The sequence below is a fragment of the Methylobacterium sp. A49B genome (assembly GCF_053346215.1).
In genome coordinates, this window is the sequence record NZ_JBKFBO010000142.1 from 57,400 (window position 1) to 83,466 (window position 26,067).

Genomic DNA, 26,067 nt, shown 5'->3' on the forward strand with positions numbered 1-26,067 from the left:
GCACCCATGCCGAACCCGCTCGCCCGCAAGCTGCAGCGCTACGTACCGCTCTCGGATGCCGATAAGCTGTGGCTGAGCGATGTGCTCGGTCCGGGACGCCAGATCGCCGCGCGCACCGACATCATCCACGAGGGCGACGACCCACGCGCTGTCAATGTCATCCTCGATGGCTGGGCCTGCCGCTATCGGCAGCTCCTCGATGGGCGGCGCCAGATCGTCGCGTTCCTCCTCCCGGGCGACCTGTGCGACCCGCACGTCTTCCTTCTCAAGGAGATGGATCACACGATCAGTGCAATCACGCCGGTCCTCCTCGGGCAGATCTCTGGCGCAGCCATGCAGGCGATGACGGCTCGCAGCCCGCAGCTCGACCTAGCCGTTCACCGTGAAGTGCTTGCTACCGCTGCGGTTCAGCGCGAGTGGACCGTCAGCCTCGGCTGTCGCACCGGCATCGAGCGGCTCGCTCACCTGTTCTGCGAACTGCACGCGAGATTGGCGGCCGTCGGCCTCGCGGACGACAACACCTGCCCGATGCCGATCACCCAGAACGACCTCGCCGACGCGATGGGTCAGACCAGCGTGCACATCAATCGCACGCTCCAAGAGATGCGCTCTGCGGGACTGATCACATTGCGCAGGCGTAGCCTGACCATTCATGATCCAACGGCGCTGGCCCAGCTCGGGCACTTCGATCGGGCCTACCTGCACCTCACGGTTGATTATCCCTCGGCTCCGTTGCCAGCGCGAACCGTAGGCTCGCTGTCGATTGGCAATGACGTCTTGTTCTCGAAGAGGGCCCGGCATGACGGATCCTGATGACGTGGCCGGGCAACTCGCAGCCCTGCGCGCCGACAATGCCCGTCTGCGTCGACTTCTCGACGAGGCCGGGATGCCGGACAGCCTGCGCCACGGCGTGCGCAACACGATGGCGATGCTGCGCACGATCGTGCGTCGTTCGGCCGAGAGCGCCGGGGATGTCGAGGCTTACGCCGCCCACCTCGACGGCCGCCTGCACGCATTGACGCGCATACAGGCCACCACGGATGCGTTCGGCGAGGCGAACCTGCACACGCTGATCTCGGACGAGTTGCTGTTCCACCTCGTGCGCGAGGGTGAGCGGGCCACGATCGACGGTCCACATGTGCGGCTCAGGCCGAAGGCTGCGCTGGTCCTGGCGCTGGCAGTGCACGAGCTGACCAGCAACGGCGTCGAACACGGGTTTCTGGCTCTGCCGCAAGGGCGCGTGACGGTGTCCTGGGAGGTCGAGCCGAGCAGTCCTGAGCCGACTCTCGTCCTGACGTGGAAAGAGGAGGGCGGCACCGGGGTGACGAAGCCCGCACATCGCGGCTTCGGTACGGCGCTCCTGGAGGACATGCTGGCCTACGAGATCGATGCCCGATCGGCACTCACTTACGAGCCGGATGGGCTGCGCTGCACCCTGCTCATCCCATTGGCCACCTGGATCGGACGCCTCGTCGGACCGGCGGCGGCACACGGTGCAGGTGATGATCGTGACTAGAGCCGCTCCGGTGCGTTCATCCCTCACGAACCTGTTTCCGAACGAACGGTGCGCGGATGCACTGCGCTCGATGCGATGCTTCTTGCCCGACGGAGAGCGCCGATGACCAATCGCGACATCATCGTCATCGGCGGATCGTCGGGCTCGACCGCCCCGCTCAAAGCGATCCTCAGCGCGCTTCCCGGAGACTTGGCGGCGGCTGTCTTCGTCGTGGTGCACATCCCGGCCCGCAGCCTCGGCCTGCTTGCCACCGTCACCGCCGCGGCCGGCCGGCTGCCGGTCCACGCCGCGCGCGACGGCATGGCGATCGCGCCCGGCAACGTCTATCTCGGCGTGCCCGACCATCATCTGATCATCCGTGACGGACAGATGCGGCTCGGCCGCGGCCCCCGCGAGAACATGGCCCGCCCATCGATCGATCCGCTGTTCCGCTCCGCAGCGGCGGCCTATGGCCCCCGCGTCATCGGTGTGTTGCTCAGCGGCCTGCTCAACGACGGTGCGGCGGGGTTGGAGGCGATCAAGCGCTGCGGCGGCATGGCGATCGTGCAGGACCCAACGGACGCGATCGCCGACGAGATGCCGCTCAGCGGGATGGCGGCGGTCACCGTCGATCTCGCCGTGCCGAGCGCGCGCCTCGGCGACATCCTGTCCGAACTCGTACACGAGCCCGCCGGACCGCGCCTGCCGGTCCCACCCGAGATCCGCTTGGAGATCGACATCGCCGCTGGCGAGCGAATCGACAGCGATGTGCTGCGCCGCCTCGCCGATCCCGCACCGCTGACGTGCCCGCACTGCAGCGGCGTCCTGTCCACGATCCGCGATGCCAAGCCGCTGCGCTATCGCTGCCAAGTCGGTCACGCCTTCACCGCCGAGGTGGTCGCCAAGCAGCAGGAGAACGCGGTCGACGAGGCCCTGCGGGTCGCGCTGCGCATCATCGAGGAGCGGGCCGAACTCGTCGCCCGCATGGCGCGGGACGGGCGGAACTCCGGACGTCCCGCGGTCGCCGACATGTACGACGAGCGCGCAGCCGAGTACCGGGATTACGCCGAGACGATCCGCCGGGCGGTCCTGCTGTCCTTCCCCGAGCCCGAGCCGTCCGGAAGCGAAGGCGCACAGGAAGATTAAGGCGTATCGCCCCGATCACCCTGGAGGCATCGCCGTGGTACGAGGACCCGTTACTGTCTCCACGAGGCGCTTCGGGTGGCACCGCCACTTCTACAGCGCTTCGCATCACGGCGATCCAGCATGCCACAGGCCGAAGTGAACCCGTCGAGGACGAGCGCCTTCGTGGCCCTGAGCGCGTCGGCGGCGAGCACCGCATCGCTGCAGCACGTCCTCACCCATTTGCCGCGACTCGACAGCGTAGCGGTGATCATCGTCCTCCAGCATAGGGACGCCCTCGACGAGGCTGGGTTTCGGCAGTCGCTGGCAGCGACCGGAATCGATCTGACGGAAGTTCTGAACGACGCTGTGATCGAAGGTGGACGCGTCTACCTGATCGGCGCCGATCTCGTCGTGGGCGTCGAGAAGGGGCGCTTCCGTACCCGGCCGGCGGATGAGATCGGATGCCGGGGTGTCATCGACAGCTTTCTGGTCTCGCTCGCCCACGACGAGGACGGGCGCAGCATCGCCGTCGCCTTTGCGGGCACGGGCGGAGACGGGACACTCGGCTTCAAGGTCGTCAAGGAGTCGGGTGGCCTGACGCTCGCCGAGGAGACCGACGAGACCAGGGCCGGCGAGCTCGCTTCCAGCGACAGTCCGGCAGCGCTGGCCGATGCCATCCTACCGCTCGACGCTCTCGTCGAACGGGTCTCGACCGCCACGCACCAACTGGCCGCTCAAGGCGACGTCGCGCCTGATGCATCCAAGGCCGCGCTGCAAGCGATCGCAGGAGCGCTCCGCAACAGGACCGGCCACGACTTCCACGGCTACAAGCCCGGCACCTTCCTGCGCCGGGTCCAGCGCCGGATGCAGGTCCTCTCGCTGGCGCACGTCGATGAGTACGTCGACGCGCTGCGTGAGCACCCCGGGGAGGCGCAGGAGCTCTTCAACGACCTCCTGATCGGCGTCACGCAGTTCTTCCGCGATCCGAAGGAGTTCGAGCTCCTCGAACACGAGGTGATACCGAAACTGTTCGCCGGCAAGACGCGGGACGATCAGGTTCGGATCTGGGTGATCGGCTGCTCGACCGGCGAGGAAGCCTACTCGCTGGCGATCCTGCTGCGCGAGCACATGGCCTCCCTCGACGTCGTGCCTCAGGTCCAGATCTTCGCGACCGACCTCGACGGACGGGCGTTGGCCTCGGCGCGCGCTGCCCGCTTCGCGAACACGATCAGCGACGCGATGTCGCCCGAGCGGCTGGCCCGCTGGTTCGTGAAGGAGGGCAACACCTACTGCCTCGTGAAGGAGCTGCGCGAGATGTGCATCTTCTCGCAGCACTCGATCATCAAGGACCCGCCGTTCTCGAGGCTCGACCTGATCTCGTGCCGCAACCTGCTGATCTATCTCGACGCCGAGCTGCAGGGACGGGTGATCCCGCTTTTTCACTTCGCCCTCAAGCCGGACAGCATCTTGTTCCTCGGCAATTCCGAGAACGTCTCGCGCCACACCGACCTGTTCGCGCCGATCGACAGCCGCTCGCGCATCTTCCGCCGTCGGGAGACCGGCACGCGCATCCTGCCGGATTTCCCGTTCGTGACGTCTGGCAGCCGGCTCGGAACCCCCGTCCTCGCCGAGGAGCGAGCGCGACCGAACGGGGCGACGCTCACCCGCCGTGCTGAGCGGTTGGCAGAGCGTTACGCGCCCGCCTATGTGATCACCGACGCCTCGTACAACGTCCTGCACTTCTCGGGACGGACCGGGCGGTACATCGACCCGGCCGGCGGCGCCGCCAGCCTGAACCTGCTGCAGCTCGCTCATCCGGATCTGCGGCTCGACCTGCGCGCGGCGCTTACCAAAGCCGATGAGACCGCTCAGACTGTGCAGGTCGACGGCTTGCAGGTCGGCCAGAACGGGACGCGCCTGTCGGTCGACCTCGTGGTCGAACCCATGCGCGACGACCCGGACGCGCGCGGCTACTTCGTGCTGTTCAAGGATGGTCTGGTATCGGCCGCCAAGCGCGCCGAAGACGCAGATGCCGCCGCTGGGCTCGAACACACCCGGCGCCTTGAAGCCGAACTGGGGGTCACGCGCGAGCGCTTGCAGGCCACCATCGAGGAGTTGGAGAGCACCAACGAGGAGCTGAAATCCTCGAACGAGGAGTACCAGTCGCTCAACGAGGAGCTGCAATCGACCAACGAGGAGCTGCAAACCTCCAAGGAGGAGCAGCAATCCGTCAATGAGGAGCTGACCACGGTCAACGGCGAGCTCGGCCACCGGGTTCAGGAGTTGGGACGGGCCAACAGCGACCTGAAGAACTTCTTGGAGAGCACGCAGATCGCGACGATCTTCCTCGACAACGAGCTGCGGATCACCAATCACACCCCCGCCGTAACCGAGATCTTCCACCTCATCGAGAGCGACTCGGGCCGGCCGATCGGCCACATCAAGGCGCGGATCGCCTATGAGGAACTGCAGGATGACGCCCGGCGCGTGCTGCGCACCCTGAGCGTGGTCGAGCGTGAGATCACCAATTCCACGACGGGCGCGCAGTACCTCGTTCGGGTGCTGCCCTACCGCAGCGTCGACAACTTCATCGCCGGCGTGGTGATCACGTTCGTCGACATCACGGAGCGCAAGCGTGCCGAGGAGCATCAGCGCGCGAGCGAGCGCCGGCTCCTCGCCCTGGTCGAGGGCATTCCGCAATTGGTCTGGCGGGCGGCCGAGGATGGACGCTGGACCTGGGCGAGCCCGCAATGGTCCGCCTATACCGGTCAGAATGAGGCTCAGAGCCGGGGCAACGGCTGGCTCGATTCTCTGCATCCCGATGACCGCGCACCGGCCGTCGAGGCTTGGCGCGAAGCTACGCGGACCGGGCTGCTACAGATGGAAGGCCGCCTGCGTCGCGGGGTCGACGGCGGCTACCGGTGGTTTCAAACGCGCGCGATGCCGGTGCGTGGCGAGCGCGGGGAAGTGGTGGAGTGGCTCGGCACCTCGACCGACATCGACGATCTGCGCCGGATGCAGGAGCAGCAGCACGTTCTGGTCGCCGAACTGCAGCACCGTACCCGGAACCTGCTCGGCGTGGTGCACTCGATCGCGCAGCAGACTGTGGCGATGAGCGACACGCTGGAGGCGTTCAGTTCCGCGTTCAACGAGCGGTTGGCCGCGCTCTCGCGCGTGCAGGGGCTGCTGTCGCGCGCGGGCGAAGAGCCGATCACCCTGGGGGCGCTGATCCAGACCGAACTTGATGCCCTCGCCGCGAATTTGCAGAACCGTGTCGTGCTGACCGGGCCCGACGTTCGCATCCGTAAGGCGGCGGTGCAAACGTTGGCGCTCGCCCTCCACGAGCTGGCCACCAACGCGCGCAAGTACGGCGCGCTCTCCAACGCTCACGGCCAGCTCAGCGTGACATGGTGGACGCACGAGAGCGATGGGCAGGGCCCACAACTCACGCTCGAATGGGTTGAGACCGGCATCGAGAGACAGTCTGCGCGGGGAAGCGCGAACCTGAGGAACGGCTACGGACGCGAGTTGATCGAGAACGCACTGCCGTATGCTCTCGACGCCACGACGCGCTACGAACTCGGCGAGGCCGAGGTGCGTTGTCTGATCGAGCTTCCTTTGGCCTGAGACCCCGTTCCGAGGGACAGATGATGGGCACATCGAGCCATGACCCCGACGCGCTACCGGGCCGAAAGGTGCTCTTGGTTGAGGATGACTACTTCATCGCCGACGAGATGCGCCGGATGTTGTCGAGGGACGGCGCGGAGATCCTCGGACCGGTGGCGAGCATCGACAAAGCCTTGGCGTTGATCGAGGCCAGTTCTGAGATCGACGCAGCCGTGCTCGACATCAATTTGCGCGACGTCACGGTCTTTCCGGTGGCGGACGCCCTGACTAGGCGCGGCGTGCCGTTCATCTTTGCCACTGGCTACGACAGCGCGGTGATCCCCGCGCGCTACGCACACATTCAGCACTGCGAGAAGCCGCTGCAGATGGACACGCTCACGCGAGTGTTGTCGGCAGAGGTCAGCAAGCACTGTTAGCGTCTACTTATCGGACGCCGTACCGCGCAACTGAATGGCCGGGATGGGCGCTGCCGAATGTCGGCTTTTGAGGCAAATGGTGCTCGTTCTCAAACAGTCGCGGCACCCCCAAGAGGGGGCTGAGGCGCCCGCTCGCGTCCGAGCCAGCCGCGCCGCATGGGTTTCAGGACGAAGTAGGCGAGAACGGCGGTGATCACGTCGAGGATAATCGCGATCGAGAAAACCGGCACCCAGTTGCCGGCCGCGTCGTGGATCAGCGCCGCGACAGGACCGCCAAGGAGCGAGCCAACGCCTTGTGCCATGTAGAGGAAGCCGTAGTTTGTGGTGGCGTGCTTCGTCCCGAAGGTGTCCGTCAGGATCGAAGGGAACAGCGAGAAGATCTCGCCCCAGGCGAAGAACACAACGCCCGACAGGAGTGCGAACGCGTAAGCGTTCTGCCGATTGTAGAGCAACAGGCCGATCGCGACCGCCTCAAGCGCGAACGCAATCGCCATCGTGTTCTCCCGGCCGATATGGTCCGACACCCAGCCGAAGAAGGGTCGCGTCAGGCCGTTGGTGATGCGGTCGAACGTCAGCGCGAAGGGCAGCGCCGCAAAGCCGAACACGAGCGCGTCGGCAACTCCGAACTCGCGGGCGAAGTTCGCGAAGTTGGCCGTGACCATCAAGCCGCCCGTCGACATCATCGTCATCATGACGAACATCAACCAAAACAAAGGCGTGCGCAGCATCGCCCTCGGTGCAGTGTCGGCTGCCGCGCTCGCAGTTCTGGCCGGGTCGATGACGGGCACCTCGCCAGCCTGCGGCGCGCGTAGGCCGAGGGCGGCGAGCACACCGATTGCGCCGAGAATGCATCCGAAGACCAGAAGCGTGTGCCGGAAGTCGGTGGATGCGATCATGTCGGTGATCGGGAAGGTGGTGACCATCGCACCCATGCCGTAGCCGGCCGCCACGATGCCGGCGGCGAAGCCCCGACGGTCCGGGAACCAGCGCACCATCAGGCAGACGATGCCGACATAGACGATGCCGGTGCCAAGCCCGCAGAGCAGACCATAGGTGGCGTATAAGGCCAGCAAGCTCTCGGCTCGCGAGGCCGCGACCCAACCGAGCCCGCTCAGGGCGGTACCGAGGGCGATCATCAGTTTTGGACTAAACCGGTCGATCAGATAGCCTTGCACTGGCGAGAAGAAGGTCTGCAGCACGATCACCAGCGTGAAGGTGACCTGCACGGCGGCGAGCGAAGCACCGGTGCTCGCCTGGAAGGGTTTGACGAACAGCGTCCAGACGTATTGTGGGCTCGAGATCGTCATCATGACGATCAGACCCAGCAGGAGTTGCAGCCAGCGTCGACGCGACTGGACTGGGCTCATTCATGCCTCCCGGTGCCTTTAAGATGATGACATCATCAGCACCAGCCGGCGTCAATCATGCGCCGCAGCGCAGTTCAAGGCGCAGCGTCGCAGAACGCTGGCGGTTAGTCCCAGGAGTGCGCGGGCTGAGCGGCGCGAGCTTTCGCACGCTCGACCGGGTCTTCCTGACGGTCGACAACCGCGCCGACCCGGAGCCCGCCGGCGCGTCGGAAGTGTTTCACGGCCAGACTCGGCGGGCCGCCGATGGGAAATAAGTAGCGGTGCGCGCGACGGATCAGGACGAAACAACCCTGTGGCTTGCACTCGCCGCACAGGAGAGCCCGCCTACATCGTCGTCGAAAAAGCTTGTCCACGACGCGGCGGGCGCGCGGCAGACTGCGCCCATTGGAACTCAGAGGATCGCCGTCTTCGTTCGCCTAGCTCCCGCGCTCGAGATACTGCTCGCCGCATCGGGCTGCCTCGGCGAACACGGGCCGGTCGGGACCTGACAAGTTCGCAACGAGCGGGCCGGGCCCATCAAGGCCGAGTTGATCGCTGCCCATTTGGGCGAGCCCCGGAAGGAAGCGGCCTGACATGTCGTGGATGTAGGAAGGTCCAATGACCACGCGCTTGGGCCTTCTCGCCGACTCCAGCGGATCGGTCCCGATCCGTTTACGAGGCTGACACGGCAAGAAACCAGCACGGGTGGAACGCGGTTTTAGATTCGTGCGGCTGGTGCCCCTGCCAAGAACCGAATGCTTTCATTCGAAGTCGCACGTCACACAGCGACCTAACCGTGTCGATCGCCGTCGGTTAGCCTAAACGTGGCCCGATCGATCGGGCCGATCAGACAAGCCTCGATCAAAGGCGGCCACGGTGAGGAAGACGCTCTTAGCGGCCATGCTGGCCGCAGCTTGGTCCGGATGCGCTTCCGCGCAGGCGCCAACCACAGTCTCAGACGGCACAGTTCGGGTCGGGCTAATCCTCGACATGTCCGGCGTCTATGCCGATGTGACTGGACCAGGCAGCGCCGCGGCCGCAACGATGGCGGTGGAGGATTTCGGCAAAACCGTGCTCGGCGTACCGATCGAAGTGGTTGTGGCTGATCACCAAAACAAGGCCGACATCGCTGCCGCGACTGCTCGGGAATGGTTCGACACCGGCCGCGTGGACGCAATCCTCGACGTGGCCGCGTCCGCCCCCGCTCTGGCGGTGGCCGAAATCGCAAGAGCCAAAAACCGGATTGCAGTGTTTAACGGACCCGGCGCCGTGCGGCTGACCAACGAGGCCTGCACGCCGGTGACCATACACTATGCTTACGACACTTACGCACTCGCCGGAGCCACAGGACTTGCCACGGTGAAGGCCGGTGGGACCTCTTGGTTCTTCATCGCGGCTGATTACACGTTCGGACAGGAGCTCGCTCGAGACGCGGCAACGGTGATCCAGGCTAACGGAGGCAGAGTGCTCGGTGAGGTGCGAGCGCCGCTCAACACAGCCGACTTCTCTTCATTCTTGCTGCAGGCGCAGGCCTCCGGCGCCAAGGTGATCGGCCTTGCCAATGCAGGTCGCGACACCACCAACGCCATCAAACAGGCCGCTGAGTTTGGCCTCACGGGCGGCGTGCAGCGGCTTGCGGCGCTGCTCGCCTACATCAACGACGTTCATAGCCTCGGCCTTTCGGCAACACAGGGGATGCTGCTTACTTCCGGCTTCTATTGGGATCTCGACGATGGAACGCGGGCGTTCGCCAAGCGCTTTCACGAGCGGACCGGCCGGATGCCGAACATGTCTCAGGCAGGCGTCTATTCGGCGGTGACGCACTACCTGAAGGCTGTGAAGGCGAGTGGGACAGACGCCACTCAACCCGTGATGAAGGCGATGCGCGAAACGCCGGTCAATGACTTCTACGCGCATGACGGCCGCATCCGCGAAGATGGCCGCATGGTCCACGACATGTACCTGTTCCAAGTGAAGACGCCCACCGAATCCAAAGGCGAGTGGGACTTGTACAAGCGGGTCGCGACAATAGCGGGCGATCAGGCGTTTCAGCCGCTTTCTGCCTCACGCTGTCCTCTCGTGAAGCGATGAGGCTATCGAACAGCGCGTCGGAGACGGGGTCCATCGACCCGCGTTCGTTCGGCCGGAGCGCGGTAGACTGACGCTCACGGACTGCCGCACTGACGTGCCGGCGGGGCATCTTGAGCCACAGGCTGAGGCCCTCATCCCTGTAGAGGCGGTGGACCCTCCTGTGGTTCACCCGCCAACCTTCCCGGCGCAGCAGGATGTCGATCCGAACGTCACCGTAGCGCGCCCGGCTCTTGGCCAGATCACAGATGCGCAGCCGCAGTGGCGCCTGATAGGGCTTGGTCAAGCGGTAGCGGACGCCCGACCGGCCGACGCCGAGCGCAGCGCAGCCGCGCCGCTCACTCACCCCGTGTGCCTCATGAGGCTGGTGCACGAGTTCGCGTCGCCGAGCAGGCGTCAGAGCTCTTTTGCGAACACGTCCTGCAAGATGTGCTTGTCGAGGCTCAGATCGGCCACGAGTTGCTTGAGCTTGCGGTTCTCGTCCTCAAGCTGCTTCAGCCGCCTTAGCTCGCCTGTGCCCAAGCCGCCGTAGAGCTTCTTCCAGCGTGAGACACGTCTGCTCGGAAATGCCCATCCGGCGCAGCACCTCAGCGACCGGCGTGCAGGTCTCGGCCTACTTCAGCGCGATGGCGATCTGCTCCTCGGTGAACCTGCTCTTCTTCACCACTCTGCTCCTCCCGTCAGGGTCTCACAAAACCGAAAAACTTGCAGTCATGCCGGACTGATCCGTCCCCATTGAAGTTGTCCGTCCTGAGATATGGCCTGCGGGCCAGGGTGAAGACGGACAGATGGGAGCGAAGCGGCACAAGACGGAGGATGTGATCGCCGAGCTGCGGCAGGCGGACGTGTTGATCGCGAAGGGCCAGAGCGTGGCCGATGTGATCCGCTCCCTCGGTGTGACCGAGGTAACGTACTATCGCTGGCGCAAGGAGTTCGGCGGCCTGAAGGCGGATCAGGTCCGGCGGATGAAAGATCTGGAGGTCGAGAACCAGCGGCTGCGCAAGGCGATTGCCGATCTGACGCTGGACAAGCTGATCCTGCAGGATGCGGCTCGGGAAAACTTCTAAGCCCCGCGCGCCGACGCGCGTGTGTCGAGCACATCGTGCGGCCGATGAAGGTGTCCCAGCGCCGGGCCTGCCGGGCGCTCGGGCAGCATCGCTCGACACAGCGCAAGGCGCCGCGGGGAGAAACGACGAGGCCGCGCTGACAGCCGATCTCATCGAGCTGGCGGAGCGGTATGGCCGCTACGGCTATCGGAAGATCAGCGCCTTGCTGAAGGCGGCCGGCTGGCTAGTCAACGACAAGCGGGTCGATCGGATCTGGCGGCGCGAGGGGCTGAAGGTCCCGGCTCGACAGCCCACGCGCGGCCGCATCTGGGACTGGGATGGATCGTCCCTGCGATTGCGGGCGGAGCACCGCGATCACGTCTGGTCTTACGACTTCGTCGAGGCGCGCACGCACGAGGGGCGCCGGTTCCGGATGCTCAACGTGGTCGATGACTCTACGCGCCAGTGCTTGGCGATCCGGGTCGCGCGCAAGCTCAAGGCGGCGGACGTCATCGACGTGCTGTCCGACTTGTTCATCCTGCGCGGTGTGCCCCGCCACATCCGCTCGGACAACGGACCAGAGTTCGTCGCCAAGTCGGTGCAGGCCTGGATCACCGGCGTCGGCGCCCAAACAGCCTACATCGCTCCCGGATCACCGTGGGAGAACGGCTACGTCGAGAGCTTCAACGCTCGCCTGAGAGATGAATTTCTGAACGGCGAGATCTTCTACACGCACAAGGAGGCGCAGATCGTGATCGAAAGTTGGCGACGACACTACAACGGTGTGCACCCGCACGCTTCGCTCGGCTACCGCCCGCCAGCCCCGGAGGTGTTCGTGCCCGCCTCATCCGCTTGGCCGGTTGCGCTCACCCGACCGGCTCCGCCGGCCAAACTACCCGTGGAGCAGAGGCCTGACGTCCCCCTATCGCAGGGTCGGCGACTCGCCAGGTTTCAGGTGAGGGTCTCCCCCATCCGGGCCGCCCAGGGAGACGTGATCGTTCAGGCGTCCGAGATGTTCGAAGACGTGCTCGAAGGCCTCCGAGACAGCCTGCTCGAAGGAGCCGTCGCCCTTCCCCTGTGCGGCCCTGAGGGCACTGAGCAAAGCCCCGTGCTTTTCGGTATCCTCGGACATGTCATCCTCCCGGCCAGCGTGAACGCCGGCTCGGCAAGCCAATCGCCATGAGAGACCTCGGTTCCTGCGCATCGCCGATCCCGGATCCGCCGGGTGATACCGCGGACGCGTCGGATCGCTGCGCGATGCCACGCACGGTCGACCGTCCCGTCGTAAGCTCACGGCCCGCGCGCCCGCCGTCCACGGCCGGGAACGGGGCCTGCCCGCCGCGATGACGGCTCGGCCCGCTCGCTGATCGGAGAACCGCTGCCGATGCCGAACCGAATCCAGGCGGCCATCCGCGCCGCTGCCGAGGCCGGGGTCGGCCTGTGGGCGGCCTGTAACCGGCTGCGCCTGCCGGGGACGGACAATCCCTTCGTGGTAGGCGTGCACAAACCGATGCGCGCGGAGCTGACGCTGGAGCACCTGCCCGTCGCTGGGTCGATCCCGCTCGGCCTCAATGGCCTTTACCTCAAGATGGGGGCCAACCCCGCACGCGCCGCGACGCGGGGCCACGACTGGTTCCTCGGCGACGGCATGGTGCACGGCCTCGCGATCGAGGCCGGCAAGGCGCTGTGGTACCGGAACCGCTGGATCAATTCGCGCATGGCCGCCGCAGCGCTCAAGCGCCCCGCCGCGCCCGGGCCGCGGCGGGGCGGCAACGACACCGTCAACACCAACGTCGTCGAGATCGGCGGCCGGGTCTTCGCCGTCGTGGAGGCCGGCAGCTTCCCCGTCGAACTGGCGCGGAGCCTCGAGACGCAGCGCTACAACCCGTTCGACGGCACCCTGGCGGGTTCGTTCAGTGGACATCCGCATCGCGATCCAGAGACCGGCGAGACCCATGCCATCGCGTACGACGGCCGCGTCTGGGACAGCGTTCGCCATGTTGTCGTCGCGCCGACCGGTCAGGTCGTGCGGGACGTGCCGATCCCGGTCGCGCACGGCCCCTGCATCCATGACTGCGCGTTCACGGCGCGCTTCGTGATCGTGCTCGATCTGCCCGTCACGTTCTCGTTCCGGGCCCTGCTCGCCGGTTACCGCTTCCCGTTCCGATGGAACGCCCACCATAGGGCCCGGGTGGGTCTCCTCCCCCGGCAAGGCGACGGCGCCGACATCCTCTGGTGCGATGTCGATCCCTGCTTCGTGTTCCACGTCGCCAACGCCTACGAGGACGCGGACGGGCGGGTGATCCTCGACGTGATCGCCTACGCGACGGTATTCACAGCCGTCGGAGGCGGGCTCGACGATCCGGGTCGGCTCGAACGCTGGACGGTCGATCCCACGATAGCGCGCGTCGAGCGGCGGGTGCTCGACCCCGCGGCGCAGGAGTTCCCCCGCATCGACGAGCGGCGGCTCGGGCAGCGCCACCGCTACCTTTACACGGTGAGCGTCCCGGCCGACGGCAACACGCAGCTCGCCGGTGCGACGCAGCTCTACAAGCACGACGTGGAGACTGGCGAGCGCCACATCCACGAATTCGGTCCCGACCGCATCCCCGGGGAGTTCGTCTTCGTGCCGGCGCATACCGAGGCCGATGAGGACGAAGGCTGGCTCGTCGGCTTCGTCATCGATACCGCGCGCGACACGACGGAGTTCGCCATTCTCGACGCGCGGACGTTCGAGGCTCCACCCGTCGCCACGGTTCGCCTCGGGCACCGGATCCCGCCGGGCTTTCACGGCAACTGGTTCCCGGTGCGCGCACCCACTGGAACGGCCTGATCCGGCGCCGACGCGGACGCATGACGGTCGGACCGTCGTCGGGGCGACCACGCACCCGAACCGGTACGGACGGTCCATCAGGACCAACCCATGCGGGTCTGCCTCAGCTCGGAGCGGTCCATCCGATCACCGCCGTCATGGGATCGCCGGGACCTCCCTCGGGTTTGAGGACACGGCCTTCGATACGGGCGAAGCCAGCGCGTTGAAGGTACAGACCGACGAGCTGGGCATGCCCTGCGCCGTCGAGAGCATTCCAGATGGCGACCGCCTTGGTCGGGAAGCACCGGTTGGAGAAGCTGATCACCACTGGTGCGCCGGGACGCAGCACGCGCGCGACCTCGGACAGGACGGCCCCTGGTCGCTGCAGATACTGCACCGAGACGCACATCAAAGCGGCGTCGATGCTCGCAGTCTCGAGGGGCAGGTTCGTCTCCGCGTTGAGATCCTGCACGAAGTGTCGGGTCAGCCGCGGGTTGGCGGCGAGTTCCGCTGCATTCAATCCGTGGCCGATGACGCGCGCGTAGGCGACCTCGTCCGGGAGGTGGCTGACCCAGCTCGACATGAGGTCGAGGACGATACCGCCCTCGGGAACGACCGTTCTGTACAGATCGGTGACGGCGGCGATCGCAGCGGCGTCGATGTGCGTGACGAAACGCGGTTGCGCGTAGAAGAGTGAGTCTGGCGCACAATCAGGCTTCGCGAACGCCTCGGGTGGAAAGTCCGGCAGAACCTGCGTTGTCATCGGTGTCGCCTTCGTATCGGATCCAGCGCTGCGGCGCTCATACACCTGCGCAGTGGGGGCGAGCTCGAAGGCGCCCGGCTCCGCGCCGCGGTTGGCGCTCCCAACCCGGAAGGGCGCGCGCCGATTCCTTGTAGGCTCTCGACGAGCCGCAACTCGCGTCGGGCTCGCGCGGTCATGCGTCGGCGCGCGGGTGCTGCCATACGATAGTCCAGTCTCCCGGTTTGCGAGCCATCGCGGCCTGCGACTCAATCGACGGCTCCCCGGCCGACGCTCAGCTGGTTTCCCACAGACGCAGCACTGGCTGGCCCTCATGCGGCTTGTCACGAGCGCCACGGATCCCGGCAGGTGGCAGTGATAGTTGATCGACCAAGGGCCCCCCGGAGCTTGCCGGCTGTCTCGACGCTGACGGCAACAGCCATCGTGGTGGCCGACATGATCGGCGTCGGGGTCTTCACCAGCTTGGGGTTCCAAGCCAAGGACATCACATCCGGCTTCGCCCTGGTGCTGCTGTGGGTCGTCGGTGGCGGCGTCGCGCTCTGCGGGGCGCTCTGCTACGCCGAGCTCGCCACGATGTTTCCCCGCTCCGGCGGCGAGTACAACTTCCTCTCGCGCATGTACGGCCCGGCGGTCGGGTTCATGGCAGGCTGGCTCTCGGCCACCGTCGGGTTCGCCGCGCCGGTGGCGCTCGCGGCTATGGCGTTCGGGCAGTACGCCGAGGCTGTACTGCCCGGGTTTCCTGCACTTCCACTCGGCCTCGCAGTGATCTGGACGGTCTCGGCCGTTCACCTGCGCGGCCTGCGCCACAGCAGCGTGTTTCAGGTCCTCTTCACGCTGCTGAAGCTCGCTCTGATCGTCGGCTTTGTCGGGGTGGGCTTTGCCCGAGGCAGTAGCCAGCCGATCAGCTTCGTCCCCAGCGCCCACGACCTCACGCAGATCGTCAGCCCCGGCTTCGCGGTCAGCCTCGTCTTCGTGATGTACGCCTACTCAGGCTGGAACGCCGCGACGTACATCGTCGGCGAGCTCCGCGATCCGCAGCGCAGCCTGCCGCGGGCGTTGCTCGCCGGGACGGGCTTTGTGCTGGTGCTCTACATCGCGCTGAACGCGGCGTTCCTCTACACGACGCCGCTGACGGAACTCGCCGGCCAAGTCGAGATCGCCCTGATCGCAGGACGGCATGTCTTCGGTGAGGTGGGTGGTCGCCTCGTAGGAATCCTGATCTGCGCCGGCCTGATCCCGACGATCAGCGCGATGATGTGGATCGGTCCACGCGTGACGGTGGCGATGGGCGAGGATGTCGTGCCTCTGCGCATATTCGCGCGCCACTCCCACGACGGCGTACCGACCGCCGCAATCCTGCTCCAATGCGGCGTCGCCAGCCTCCTGCTCCTGACGCAGAGTTTCGAGGCGGTGCTTGAGTTCGTCCAGTTCGGCCTGATCGCCTGCTCATTCTTGACCGTGCTCGGCCTGATCAAGCTCCGAATTACGCGGCCCGACCTGCCGCGACCGTGCCGGACCTGGGGCTATCCGTACACGCCGCTGATCTTCCTCGCGGTGACTCTATTCATGATGGTCTATCTCGTGGCGGTGAGACCCCTCCAGGCCCTTGCCGGTTTGCTCATGATGCTGGTCGGCCTCGTGTTGTACGCGGTCGCGACGGTGCAGACACGGCGCAAAGCCTGACGGCCACGTCCCCGCAATGTGATCACCGAGCCCTAGCCGGCGTCGGATTTGCTGCCGCGTAGCACGTCGAGCCGATACTCCGCCGTCCTCGACTGCTTCACGACCGTCGCAAAGTTCCGAGCACCCGCGATGAAGCCCTCGGCCGCCTCATCGCCGGAGAGTGGGTAGTGGGTCACCCCAAGCCAGTGGATCAGCACGATATCGGCTTCAGGTAGCAGAGCGGCTTCGACACGTGCGACCAGACGCGCGAGATCAGCGCGATCGAGATAGTACGCCACCTCCGAGATCAGGATAAGGTCGAACCGTCCGACTGGCCAAGCGCCAGGGACGGCAGCCAGCATGAAACGCGCATTCGGGCAATCGGCGCATCGCGCACGAGCCGCCTCTAAAACGGACGGCACCACGTCGAGGCCGATCAGCGTGTCGCAGCGGGGGCAGAGCTGGTGCGTGAATACACCGATCGAGCAGCCAATATCCAGCGCGGATGCGTAGTGGGCGCGCGGCAGGGCAGCCAGCGTCGCCGCGTACTTGTCGCGCTCGTACGGGCTCGTGGCGAAGCGCCACGGATCCGCTTCAGTCGCGTACATGCCCTTGAAGTAATCTTGATCGAGGGTCTTCGTTCGACGGCCGGTCGGAGCGTCGGTGGGCCTGTCGGAAGTCGTCTCCAAGCCTGCGGCTCCTCTGCTCCCGATCAACGTACTCGTGGCGGCAACGGCTCCGGACTGGAGCAGAAGACGGCGTGAGACGGGCTCGCGAACACGCACGATACACCTCAGGGAGCCACCTACTGCACGATTGGGGAACAGCACGTAGTCGGGACAGTTCCGAACACAGGCGCCGGCGATGTTGCGCGGATACGCATTTGCGCTGGGGCTGTCGCCCGCTCTGATTTCGGTGCGGCTGAGAGTGACCTTCTGCTAGCCCACACGACAGACACGCCCATATAGGCCATCGCGCGGCACAGAATCTGCCCGGTAGCGTCCGCTTACAGGATGCCGTCGCGGCCAGCTGAATGTCTCAATTGGGCGCAAAGCCGTACGCCCGGTTTTGATCGACGGTACGAAATCCTCCCAGCGCATCTACGCCTGTATGCTCCGCAATTATTGTGAAGCGTTCCCACCCGTGGTGCGAGCGTCAGGCCGGCAACGGGCAACGGCAGGGAGCACCGCCGCTTCGACTTCTCAGACTGCGTGCACCTCGCGATCCTCCGCGAGATGCGCTCTCTCGGGATGCAGCTCAGCGGTCACGGCACGGTCCTGGCCAAATCCTCCCTGGCATGTGCCAAAGCTTAGGTGGCCTGGGCAGGGAACCTGAATTTCATGCCGGACCGGATCGCGCTGCTCGCCCTCGACGACGCGCGCGAGTGGCAGATGGACTGGCAGACGTCGCCGGAGAATCTGCCGCGCTTCTACATGGTGCTGAACGTGCGCGACGTCGTCGAGGATGTTAGCCGACGCTATCACCTAGCAACGCCCTAGCGGCGCGAGCGCTAGCATCGGTATGATGGGGAATGCCGCCTGCCTCCTACCTCACGAAAGCCGCTCTGGCCGCCGAGCTGATGATCGGCGAGAGCACGGTGGATGACTTCGTGCGCCGCGGCCTGCAGCCTCCGCCCGTGCGGATCTCATCCGGTTGCGTGCGCTGGCGCTGGAAAACGTTGACGAGGTACTGAATGGCAACCAGGAGCAGTTGCAGTCCCAAAGGAAACTAGATGCCGCTGAGGGCGTGCACTGCGTGATCGAAGCATCTCGCAAGCGGACCAGCGATTTACCCTGACTTCCGCTGTCTCAACTACCACGATCGTCTATTTCGGCGTGCTCTATCGGGCGCGCCTTTTTTATTCTGCAATTCCGGCAGAACGCTTCTTCGCAATTAGGTACGATACGAACGAGGCACAAGCTCCAAGCATGAATATGGCGTCAGCTTCATCAACTTTTGCATCGCCATCTTCAAGCAACGCATGTCGTATCCCACCCTCGTCACTGGTGTAACCGTACAGAGATCCAAATCCATGCTTCATCGCTTTGTGCAGATGCCCGGACTTTTCTAGTCGGCCAAGCGCCTTAGACAGATCTGCAGTCGGCTCCAAATTCCGGGCGATGCTCTCCACCGAATGGATGCTTTCCCTCACTGAGTCAGCATACTTTCCGGCACCAAGCTCATTCAGAGCGTTTCTGAGATGACGATGTGGTCCGCTAAATTCTTGAGCCTTTGTTGCGCCAAGCGCCGCTTCGATCGTGTCGAGTTCTTGCTGGGTGGCAACCGCAACGAGGGTGTCACCACCGCTGACCCTGAAGGCAGCTCTTTGTTCCTTCAATAAGGCGTCTAGCCCCTTTGGGAAATAATCCGGACAAAGACGATGACTTATTATAAACTGTATTAATCCGTAAAAACTGGCGTAATCGCCAGTCTTTATAATTGTTGAGAAACCCTTCTCAGTAATGGATTTCTTATGTGAATCCTTATCAACAAATCCGCCATGTCGGTGAACATACTCATCTTTAACAATCGTCGCCCATGGTTCAACCATGTATACATCCACACCGATAAATCTATTTGCCTTTTCAAGCACTTTCGAGAAGGCCTCCCAAATTCGCGCTCTGAGAACCGGAGATAGTTCGGTCCTTTGTAATTGGGCTGGGAGTGGCGCCAGTCCCTCTGCTTGCTCGAAAGTTAGACCGCGCCGCTCATCATATGTCTCGAATGCCACTGAAAACGCTCGCGCCGTGTTCCATCCGTGTTGCACGGACCAGCCTACGCCGGGTTGTAACCCATTGTAAAACCACAACCCGTGTTGCAGCGTGTTGCAAGCCTTGCAGAACGCAATTTGGGCAATGAAAAACCCGCCAAGTCATTGACTGGGCGGGTTAAATCTATGGTGAGCGCGCTGGGACTCGAACCCAGGACCTACAGATTAAAAGTTATTTGCCGCTTTGAAAAACAGCAATGATTTCAATGAGGTCTGCGTCCAAGCCATAGGCCGTGAACCGACGAAAACGCGGCCGAAGACAGGGGGTTTGGACACAGCCTGGGGGACGCTGCGGCTGTGCGGGCGCCATGATGGCGTAGTCACAATCGCTCTAGTCAGAGAGGCTGTCATCCCCGCCGATTCGCCCATCGAGAACGAGAACGTCGCGCAAAGCAATCGCTATAAAAGCAGCCGCTCTACATAGAGCAGCCGCGTTAGATCATGGTAGAAATTAGCCCGAACAATTTAGCTCAGGCAGTTTTCAGGTAACGACTTATACCTGTGACTAGCAATAGCCAGTGCACTCCCTCCACCGGTATTGCCCCTTCGGAGTTGTAACTGTTTGACGCTGAAAGCCGCCTACTGTTGTTTGACAGCCGCCTGCGCAATAGCCCTGATCGGTCCACTTGACCGTCATTTTGTTGCTGCAGCTATTCTGGAGAAACCAGTTATTACCGTCTCGCTCGAATGCGACACAATTTGCGTGCGCCTGTGTAGCAACGAAGAAGCTGGCCGCAAAAAAGGCAGGGCAAATAATTTTGTTTCGCATAGACAATCCCCGATGAATTGAACGAAGCGTCTCTATCGCATACTCGAGCCGCATCAAGGGGTCATACATTTGAATATCAATAATAGCGTCCAATAGATGCAATATAGACACAGTAGGCGGACGATAATTTTTCTTGAGACATCGATGTCACATCATCTCTATTGATTTATCCAGCTTTGCGAGCTGTTAGATAAATCCAGCGTCGCAAGACCCCGTCCCGGCTATTACCTAGTAATCAGCAACAGCACAGCCATGATTAGTAAAAATGTCAGAGACATCCCCCAATTCTTCCAACCCATAGCTTTTGTATTGTTTTTTACCCAAAAGTCTTTGAATCGAGCATTCTTTGGAGTGAACACATATAACGACACGAAACCCACCGTAAGAGTCCCAACAATTATCATGGGGTTCATCGCGCACATCCGATCATTTTGGCCGAAATCTATCAAATTAGAGACGAGATTTTGCCGATCAAACTTGTATTTTCGACCGGACTATACGGCAAGGAATTATGGACGCCAATCAGTGCGCGCGGCCGTCGCCGAACAGGTTGGCCCGGGTTTCTTTCCAGCATTCTTCGAGCTTGCGCATGCCGTTGATCGCGAGCCGACGCTTGTTCACATCGCGGCTGTAGTGGCGCACCATCTGCTCGGACATCTCCACGATCGCCGACACCTCAGCCTCCGTGTTGCCGGCCTCCAGCAGCATGTTCACGGCATTCTTCCGCAGGCCATGGAACACGAAGGCGCCGTCGCGCAGCGTCTTCATCGCAGCCGCCTTCGCCGCGGTCACCGAAGCCGCCGTGCCCTTGCTGGTCTTCGACGTGACCTCTCGCTGCCAGGCAGTCCGATAGGCGGCGAGCGTCCAGGGCTGGCCGTCCTCCCGCAGGTGCAGCGCCGGGTGATCAATGTGAGTCCGGGCCAGGATCTGGCGGTATTCCGAGTGGATCGGCACGAACACTTCGGCGCCGGTCTTCCGGGCGATCAGCTCGATCGCGTTGGCACCTTTAGCCGGGCGCACCATCGGCAGCACGTCGACGGAGCGCTGTCCGGTGTAGAGGGCCGAGTAGACGGGCAGGTGCAGCCCAGGCCGGGCGTGCTCGAAGAACGCCTCGAAGGCGCGGTCCGACCACGGCTTGTGCGGCTCTACCTCGTGCTCGACCTTCTCGGTGATGCGGGCGACGTTGGCCGTGCAGTAGCCGCGCGCTCCGCCGAACGAAAGCAACTTGGACAGGACGGCGCGGAAGTAGCGCGCGCCCGACGGCGTGCCAGACCGCAGATCGATCGCCTCCTGAGCCGCGACCGACGTGAGTTCAATCACTGGCTCGCTGCCCCAGGCCTCGCTGATGGCCTTCAAGTGCCGATCGTAGTCGCGCTTGGTCAGGTCAGCGAGCTTCTCGTAGGCGGGGTGAGCTCGGTAGACCTCGATCAGCGCATCGAACGTCTTCCGGGCCGCGCCGTCGTCAGTGCGGTCGCGGGCCTCAGCGGCATCGACGGCCGCCCAGAACGCTGCCGGACCGCCTTCCCCCCGAGGCGGCGGCAGCGGATAGGAGCGGCCGGATGCGCTCATCCAGGCCCACACCCAGCCCGCACCGGCCGGCTCCGCGATCAGGGTCTCGCACTGCCGGCAGCGACGCCAGAACAGATCATCCTGCGGCGCGTCGAGGATCGGCACCACCGGCCACGCGCGCGGCGTCCCACGATAGCGCTCGAAGCTGAAATACATCCGGCCCGACGGATTCGGCCGGCCACGCACGTGGCGCGGCAGCTCAACCATTCCGGCGCCGCTCCGCGGCCTGCCGCTCGTAGGCTTCACGGGCCATCGCTCCGAGGTCCCTCTTCGGACTTGAAGATGACACCGCCGAATCGGGGCGCGTCAATTCCGGGAACTGGCTTGGATGCCGGTGCAGGCGCCAGCGGTCGATCGCCTCCAAGCAGTACATGCCGGTGTCCGGATCAGGCCGCGGAAAGCCGCGCATGAACAGGCGCGGCTTGCAGGCCTCGAACTGCACCAGCGTGAGGTGCAGGCGGCGAGCGACTTTCTCGGCCGGGATGTCAGCCGGATCGATCGCGAACCGCACAGCCGATGGGCGAGGTACGCTACGCGGCACTGCCCCCTCCCCGCTCTCTCGCCTTCCACAGCACTGGTCGCGCGTGATCCGGTATCCGCGACCGGCCCCGCGCCATCGGGTGCATCGGCGCGCCCTCTGCCGTCAGTCCGAAGCAGTGCACGTCGGGCCACGGCGCCTCGCCGGTGGTAATCTCCTCGAGCACGTGGTCGACGAACTTGAAATCCCAAGCACCGGCGCCCCAGCAGGCGACCACCAGCGAGGCGGCCTTCGCCTCCCGCACCAGCAGCGGCAGATTGTCGAAGTGGATGCGGTTGCGGGCGTACCAGTCCGGGCCGTTGTCCATGTACTGCGCCCAGGCACGGCACTTGGCCGGCGACGAGGTGCGCAGCGGGTAGAGGTTGACCGCGGTGAACCCGCCATAGCCCCACGACCGGGCGAAGTGGATCCAGCGGCGGACGGTGGGATCGTCCTGCCGATGATCCGCGGTCGAGGGATTTAGCCCGATGAAGCAGACGTGCCCGCCCTCGCTCGACCACGTGCGAGTTAGCGTGAAGCGGTAGGCGCCGCACCGTGACAGGTTGGCCGAACGGGCGATCATATCGCCGAACGGCACGCCGAAGAGATAGCGGGTTGAGAAAGCGAGCGCCGTCATCGCGTGCTCACAATTTTGAGAGCGGCGCCTGGCGGCAAATTCAATTTGGAACGAAAGTCTAGGCTTCGGACTCTCTGGTTATAGCGGAATAATTCAATCCAGAGGCGTTTAGTGGCTAAAAACGGAAGAGGTGATCCACGAAGGATCGCCCTGAAAACTGGAGAAATATGCTTCGGCGACCCGCAGGAATGCCGTGACTGCCTCATCTGGGACATCAGCAAATCGGGCGCGATGATCGAGATCAAGGAAGGTATGGTGACGCCCGAAACATTTCGATTAGTCTCAGCAGGACTGTACCTCAACCAGCTTTGCGAGGTAATCTGGCGCGACGGCAGCAAGATCGGCTTGCAATTCATCGTTTGAGAAAGACTTCCATCCACGGTGCTCATGCCGACCTCGCGACGTCGTAGGAGTCGGCTGGGGCGAGCTTGCGCAGACCACGGAACGGCCAAACGATTCGGCTGCCGTCCCGGCGCTCAAATTGCACGTTGTGCGGGGCACGGCGCAGGCCCCAGCCCGAGCTGTCGAGCTTGCCGATCGGTGTGTCGGGCGTGGCGCCCATCTGACCCCTACGGATCGGGACGCGGACGGGTGAGCCCCCTTCAAAATGGGCACGGCCTATCATTGGCGTGCCTGCGCCGTTATGTCTCTACATACATTTTTGCAGCCAAAATTTGGCTTTAAGCTCTTTTTAATTCGCGAAAATAATAATGCCGCTGAGTGGAGGCGCCATTTATGATTAGCGTTTCGACTAGTAACTACTTCACGATGCTCCGCGCGGCACAGCTGCAAGCGGTGCGAGAAGGGGTGCCGAGCGATAGCCGGCGATCCGTACCCGTCGCCATCGAGGAACATGTGCCCCCACCCGCGCCGCAGAGCGTCAACGCACGGGTTACCCAAATCATCAACGTGTTGATCTGATGTGATTGTCCCCTTCGAGGATCGAATTGTGATGCCGGATCGCCGCGAGAGTCGACGTGAAGCAACGAGCCTGCTGGTACATGTTCTCACTACGAGGGGACGCATGCCGTGCACGATGGTCGATCGTTCTGAAAGAGGTGCACAGCTAAAGGTCCTCAATCCGTTCGATCTTCCCGAGACCTTCACCCTCGTCATAAAGGAGAGTGGCGAAATCAGGGATGTCCATGTCACGTGGCGACAGCATAACTCAATTGGTGTAATGTTCGCATAGTGCTTCACGCCCGCCCCTCCCCGAAGCCCGGCTCGCGCAGCACGGCGGCGAGGCGGCGGTAAGTGGCCGCGCGCTGAGCCTGCGCGATCGCGCGCTTGTCGGATGAGCACCAGACGGCATCCTTCCCGGCTGCCTCGGCTTCGGCATCGAGAGCAGCGGCAATAAAGGCTGGGTCCACGTTCGGAGCGCGAGCTACCGACCTGCCCCTTTTGGCGATGGCCCGTGCGGTGGCCGCTAGGACGAAGGGCTCATGCCGCGAGTAGCGCACGTCGCCCGCGAGATCCCGAAAATTCCCGAGAGTGCTAAGCAGCGCATCGACCGTTCCGCCTCCGTTCGGCGCATCGGGCGACCTGCGGCCCTCATTTGATCCGTTGCTGCCGTCGGTTGCCGCGATGTTCTGGTTGACGACGTTCATGGGCGCACCTCCTCGCCGAACAAATCCCCTTTGGCGCCCTCGGCATCGGCCTCGGCGCGGAGCTTGCTAGCGATCGACTGCATGAGTGCTGTCTGGCGCTCTGCGAGCTGCCGCGTCATGCGACCGGCCTCGACCCAACGTGGGTAAGCGCGCTGTCGCTGGCGGACCTCGTGTTCGGCGCATTCGGCGAGTTCGGCAGCTGTGAAGCCGTCGCGCGTCGTTTTGCTGTCGGGCATGGGACTGCTCCGCAGCTCAGGGCGATGCGCACAGCCAGGCGCGCGGCTACGCGCTCGAACTGAAACCGAAGGGGCTGGGCGTGCTCAAAGGCTTTATGCGCGAGGGTGCGCTTCGGCGCTGGGCGCCGTGGATCGGTGCTGCACTGCTGGTTTTGGTGGCGGTGGCGCTTGCGATGATCGTGTGAGTGTCTGAGCGTGCATTGGATGCGTTTCAGTGCACGAGCAGGCGCGACATTGGGAAGCTTTCTGGCGGGACCAACTGCTAATCCGTTGGATGGCGGGAACCTCGTCATTGGCGCCCCCTTGTTACTCTGTTACGCAAACATTCCATGGCCTCGTACCCGTAGATTGGGTCCTCATGGACGCGAATTCTGATCAGCCAGGGGATGACACTGAATTGGCGCTCGACATGATCGGGCGTGCGTACCTCGCGCTCGCAATTCTGTTCGAGACCACACATCCGGGCGAGTTCGAGCAGGCGCAGGCGCGCATCCACGCGTTTGTCGAAGCCAACCTGCGCTTGATCGCGGAGAAGAACGATGCGGGTGGCGGCGTGCCCGACGGCGTCGCGACACGCGTTCACGGCATTCTCACCGACATCGAGCGGGAGGTCGCCGCCATGATCCGACCGAGCGGATCGCTGGATACCTGACGCTGACAGCCGCACCGCCGAGCGAGCGAAGGCTATCGCTGTTGCAACTTGGCCATATGAATACGAAATGCCGACGCGGCGAGGCGCTAGGCGAATATCGAGCCGCGCTTCCAATCGACAGTTATCCACAGCCATGCTAGGCCGCTTCACCCTCGGCTCGGCAGACCAAAAGCGACGATGAGCAGTATCGAGCGGGACGAGACAGGCGATATTGCGCTGCGACTGATTGCACGCGCCTATCACGCGTTGGCCGTATTCTATGAGATAAAGAGTCCTACGGATTACGATTACTTCAATCGGCGCATCATGCCTTATCTGATGGAGACTGTCCGCGCCGACGGGATCCTCGATGGAGATCACGCAGTCCGAACGGCGCGTGCTGTCGAGCGCGTCCGCGTTATCCTCACAGAGGTCGAAGGCGAAATCGCGTCGATCCGGCAGCAGGCGCTGAGCCAGAATTGAGCGCCCAATAGCCTCGCTGCTCGTGGTACAATGGCTGACCTGGTGGTTCCCTTGATCTCGGCAGCCGTCTTCGTTGGCGTGGGCTGGCTGATCGTCCATGCCGGCAGCCATTACGATGACGCGATCCGGCACACACTGACCGTCTTCGCGCTGGTGACTGGTCTGCTGGTGCTGATCGGTGTGACCGCGAAGCTGCGATCCCTGATGACTGTCGGTCGGATGTCGCACCGGATAGAGGCACGGTCGCAGATCGATCCGCCGAAGTCGGTCCGCGCGGTGCGGAAGCTCGATGCGGGGCTGAACCCGTAGCGACGGCCCGCTCATACCCCCTCCCCCGCGCTCACCCGCTCCCCGAACGCGGGGTCAAGTGTGGTGCGAGGCACCACGGCCGATGCAACAATCCACGAAATCTTAGCGACACTGAGCTTAGCCATAAGGCTGTCCCAACGGAGCTGATCACCGGCCGCCGCA

At 64.0% G+C, this 26,067-nt stretch carries 26 protein-coding genes and 3 pseudogenes; 17 read left to right on the forward strand and 12 right to left on the reverse strand.

The window, feature by feature from the left end; all coding sequences use genetic code 11:
- The first annotated feature begins 6 nt into the window (after nt 1-6).
- The 5 genes from ACLBX9_RS29640 (at nt 7) to ACLBX9_RS29660 (ending at nt 6,663) form a co-directional block, all read left to right on the forward strand.
- Nucleotides 7-813, forward strand: a complete 807-nt coding sequence (locus tag ACLBX9_RS29640; RefSeq protein ID WP_447721427.1) for a Crp/Fnr family transcriptional regulator — start codon at nt 7-9, stop codon at nt 811-813.
- The gene (locus ACLBX9_RS29645) at nt 800-1,516 is read left to right on the forward strand and encodes an HWE histidine kinase domain-containing protein (protein ID WP_447721428.1); all 717 of its coding nucleotides are present in this window, start codon (nt 800-802) and stop codon (nt 1,514-1,516) included. The genes ACLBX9_RS29640 and ACLBX9_RS29645 overlap by 14 nt, the downstream gene beginning before the upstream one ends.
- A 102-nt stretch (nt 1,517-1,618) precedes the next feature.
- Nucleotides 1,619-2,641: a chemotaxis protein CheB gene (locus ACLBX9_RS29650; protein ID WP_010683891.1), complete on the forward strand. Its 1,023-nt coding sequence runs from the start codon at nt 1,619-1,621 to the stop codon at nt 2,639-2,641.
- 120 nt (nt 2,642-2,761) lie between these two features.
- The gene (locus ACLBX9_RS29655) at nt 2,762-6,247 is read left to right on the forward strand and encodes a CheR family methyltransferase (protein WP_447721429.1); all 3,486 of its coding nucleotides are present in this window, start codon (nt 2,762-2,764) and stop codon (nt 6,245-6,247) included.
- A gap of 23 nt (nt 6,248-6,270) precedes the next feature.
- Nucleotides 6,271-6,663 carry a response regulator gene (locus tag ACLBX9_RS29660; RefSeq protein ID WP_447721448.1) on the forward strand — a complete coding sequence of 131 codons (393 nt, stop codon included), beginning with the start codon at nt 6,271-6,273 and terminating at the stop codon, nt 6,661-6,663.
- Nucleotides 6,664-6,752: 89 nt separating this feature from the next.
- Here the strand turns inward: ACLBX9_RS29660 and oxlT are convergent, their stop codons facing one another.
- Nucleotides 6,753-8,030, reverse strand: a complete 1,278-nt coding sequence (gene oxlT / locus ACLBX9_RS29665; RefSeq protein ID WP_447721430.1) for an oxalate/formate MFS antiporter — start codon at nt 8,028-8,030, stop codon at nt 6,753-6,755.
- 879 nt (nt 8,031-8,909) lie between these two features.
- On the opposite strand from oxlT, the gene ACLBX9_RS29670 reads away from it, so the two are divergent.
- Nucleotides 8,910-10,100 (forward strand): ABC transporter substrate-binding protein, encoded by a 1,191-nt coding sequence (locus ACLBX9_RS29670; RefSeq protein WP_447721449.1) that lies wholly within the window; start codon nt 8,910-8,912, stop codon nt 10,098-10,100.
- A 4-nt stretch (nt 10,101-10,104) separates the two neighbouring features.
- Here ACLBX9_RS29670 and ACLBX9_RS29675 read toward each other — a convergent pair.
- Nucleotides 10,105-10,761, reverse strand: a pseudogene (locus ACLBX9_RS29675) (transposase); the annotation flags it as partial.
- Nucleotides 10,762-10,885: 124 nt separating this feature from the next.
- On the opposite strand from ACLBX9_RS29675, the pseudogene ACLBX9_RS29680 reads away from it, so the two are divergent.
- Nucleotides 10,886-11,984: pseudogene (locus tag ACLBX9_RS29680) on the forward strand (IS3 family transposase); the annotation flags it as partial.
- An 81-nt stretch (nt 11,985-12,065) separates the two neighbouring features.
- Here ACLBX9_RS29680 and ACLBX9_RS29685 read toward each other — a convergent pair.
- Nucleotides 12,066-12,275, reverse strand: a complete 210-nt coding sequence (locus tag ACLBX9_RS29685; protein WP_447721450.1) for a hypothetical protein — start codon at nt 12,273-12,275, stop codon at nt 12,066-12,068.
- Nucleotides 12,276-12,527: 252 nt separating this feature from the next.
- Between ACLBX9_RS29685 and ACLBX9_RS29690 the strand changes: the two genes are divergently transcribed.
- Nucleotides 12,528-13,976, forward strand: a complete 1,449-nt coding sequence (locus tag ACLBX9_RS29690; RefSeq protein ID WP_447721431.1) for an 8'-apo-carotenoid 13,14-cleaving dioxygenase — start codon at nt 12,528-12,530, stop codon at nt 13,974-13,976.
- Nucleotides 13,977-14,079: 103 nt separating this feature from the next.
- Here the strand turns inward: ACLBX9_RS29690 and ACLBX9_RS29695 are convergent, their stop codons facing one another.
- A complete protein-coding gene (locus ACLBX9_RS29695) occupies nt 14,080-14,718 on the reverse strand; it encodes a class I SAM-dependent methyltransferase (protein WP_447721451.1) in 639 nt (212 codons plus the stop codon).
- A gap of 384 nt (nt 14,719-15,102) precedes the next feature.
- On the opposite strand from ACLBX9_RS29695, the gene ACLBX9_RS29700 reads away from it, so the two are divergent.
- On the forward strand, nt 15,103-16,398 hold the full coding sequence (locus tag ACLBX9_RS29700; RefSeq protein ID WP_447721432.1) for an APC family permease: 1,296 nt from the start codon (nt 15,103-15,105) through the stop codon (nt 16,396-16,398).
- 32 nt (nt 16,399-16,430) lie between these two features.
- On the opposite strand, the gene ACLBX9_RS29705 is transcribed toward ACLBX9_RS29700, so the two are convergent.
- Nucleotides 16,431-16,985, reverse strand: a complete 555-nt coding sequence (locus tag ACLBX9_RS29705) for a class I SAM-dependent DNA methyltransferase (RefSeq protein WP_447721452.1) — start codon at nt 16,983-16,985, stop codon at nt 16,431-16,433.
- A gap of 546 nt (nt 16,986-17,531) precedes the next feature.
- Here ACLBX9_RS29705 and ACLBX9_RS29710 point away from each other — a divergent pair.
- Both ACLBX9_RS29710 and ACLBX9_RS29715 read left to right on the forward strand, forming a co-directional pair.
- A pseudogene (locus ACLBX9_RS29710) lies at nt 17,532-17,690 on the forward strand (MerR family transcriptional regulator); the annotation flags it as partial.
- Between the two features lie 27 nt (nt 17,691-17,717).
- Nucleotides 17,718-17,876, forward strand: a complete 159-nt coding sequence (locus ACLBX9_RS29715; RefSeq protein ID WP_447721433.1) for a hypothetical protein — start codon at nt 17,718-17,720, stop codon at nt 17,874-17,876.
- A gap of 359 nt (nt 17,877-18,235) precedes the next feature.
- Here ACLBX9_RS29715 and ACLBX9_RS29720 read toward each other — a convergent pair whose 3' ends face one another.
- A complete protein-coding gene (locus tag ACLBX9_RS29720; RefSeq protein WP_447721434.1) occupies nt 18,236-18,928 on the reverse strand; it encodes a hypothetical protein in 693 nt (230 codons plus the stop codon).
- A 781-nt stretch (nt 18,929-19,709) separates the two neighbouring features.
- Between ACLBX9_RS29720 and ACLBX9_RS29725 the strand changes: the two genes are divergently transcribed.
- A complete protein-coding gene (locus tag ACLBX9_RS29725; RefSeq protein WP_447721435.1) occupies nt 19,710-19,937 on the forward strand; it encodes a hypothetical protein in 228 nt (75 codons plus the stop codon).
- 501 nt (nt 19,938-20,438) lie between these two features.
- Here the strand turns inward: ACLBX9_RS29725 and ACLBX9_RS29730 are convergent.
- The 3 genes from ACLBX9_RS29730 to ACLBX9_RS29740 are packed head-to-tail and all read right to left on the reverse strand — an operon-like array spanning nt 20,439 to nt 22,639.
- The gene (locus ACLBX9_RS29730) at nt 20,439-21,692 is read right to left on the reverse strand and encodes an integrase (protein WP_447721436.1); all 1,254 of its coding nucleotides are present in this window, start codon (nt 21,690-21,692) and stop codon (nt 20,439-20,441) included.
- On the reverse strand, nt 21,685-21,996 hold the full coding sequence (locus ACLBX9_RS29735; RefSeq protein WP_447721437.1) for a hypothetical protein: 312 nt from the start codon (nt 21,994-21,996) through the stop codon (nt 21,685-21,687). Before ACLBX9_RS29735 ends, ACLBX9_RS29730 begins: the two co-directional genes overlap by 8 nt.
- Before the next feature lie 19 nt (nt 21,997-22,015).
- A complete protein-coding gene (locus ACLBX9_RS29740) occupies nt 22,016-22,639 on the reverse strand; it encodes a DUF1643 domain-containing protein (protein WP_447721438.1) in 624 nt (207 codons plus the stop codon).
- A gap of 111 nt (nt 22,640-22,750) precedes the next feature.
- On the opposite strand from ACLBX9_RS29740, the gene ACLBX9_RS29745 reads away from it, so the two are divergent.
- A complete protein-coding gene (locus ACLBX9_RS29745) occupies nt 22,751-23,002 on the forward strand; it encodes a PilZ domain-containing protein (protein ID WP_447721439.1) in 252 nt (83 codons plus the stop codon).
- Between the two features lie 22 nt (nt 23,003-23,024).
- On the opposite strand, the gene ACLBX9_RS29750 is transcribed toward ACLBX9_RS29745, so the two are convergent.
- Nucleotides 23,025-23,201 carry a hypothetical protein gene (locus ACLBX9_RS29750; protein ID WP_447721440.1) on the reverse strand — a complete coding sequence of 59 codons (177 nt, stop codon included), beginning with the start codon at nt 23,199-23,201 and terminating at the stop codon, nt 23,025-23,027.
- A gap of 390 nt (nt 23,202-23,591) precedes the next feature.
- Here ACLBX9_RS29750 and ACLBX9_RS29755 point away from each other — a divergent pair, with 390 nt between their 5' ends.
- The gene (locus tag ACLBX9_RS29755) at nt 23,592-23,831 is read left to right on the forward strand and encodes a PilZ domain-containing protein (protein ID WP_447721441.1); all 240 of its coding nucleotides are present in this window, start codon (nt 23,592-23,594) and stop codon (nt 23,829-23,831) included.
- A 4-nt stretch (nt 23,832-23,835) separates the two neighbouring features.
- Here the strand turns inward: ACLBX9_RS29755 and ACLBX9_RS29760 are convergent, their stop codons facing one another.
- Nucleotides 23,836-24,246, reverse strand: coding sequence for a hypothetical protein (locus ACLBX9_RS29760; protein WP_447721442.1), 411 nt, complete (start codon nt 24,244-24,246; stop codon nt 23,836-23,838).
- Nucleotides 24,243-24,482, reverse strand: coding sequence for a hypothetical protein (locus tag ACLBX9_RS29765; RefSeq protein WP_447721443.1), 240 nt, complete (start codon nt 24,480-24,482; stop codon nt 24,243-24,245). Before ACLBX9_RS29765 ends, ACLBX9_RS29760 begins: the two co-directional genes overlap by 4 nt.
- A 397-nt stretch (nt 24,483-24,879) precedes the next feature.
- Between ACLBX9_RS29765 and ACLBX9_RS29770 the strand changes: the two genes are divergently transcribed.
- The 3 genes from ACLBX9_RS29770 to ACLBX9_RS29780 all read left to right on the forward strand — a co-directional run bounded on the left by ACLBX9_RS29770 (nt 24,880) and on the right by ACLBX9_RS29780 (nt 25,905).
- Nucleotides 24,880-25,134, forward strand: coding sequence for a hypothetical protein (locus ACLBX9_RS29770; protein WP_447721444.1), 255 nt, complete (start codon nt 24,880-24,882; stop codon nt 25,132-25,134).
- Nucleotides 25,135-25,311: 177 nt separating this feature from the next.
- Complete coding sequence (locus tag ACLBX9_RS29775; protein ID WP_447721445.1) at nt 25,312-25,596, forward strand: hypothetical protein; 285 nt, start codon at nt 25,312-25,314, stop codon at nt 25,594-25,596.
- 51 nt (nt 25,597-25,647) lie between these two features.
- A complete protein-coding gene (locus ACLBX9_RS29780; protein WP_447721446.1) occupies nt 25,648-25,905 on the forward strand; it encodes a hypothetical protein in 258 nt (85 codons plus the stop codon).
- Nucleotides 25,906-26,067 lie beyond the last annotated feature (162 nt).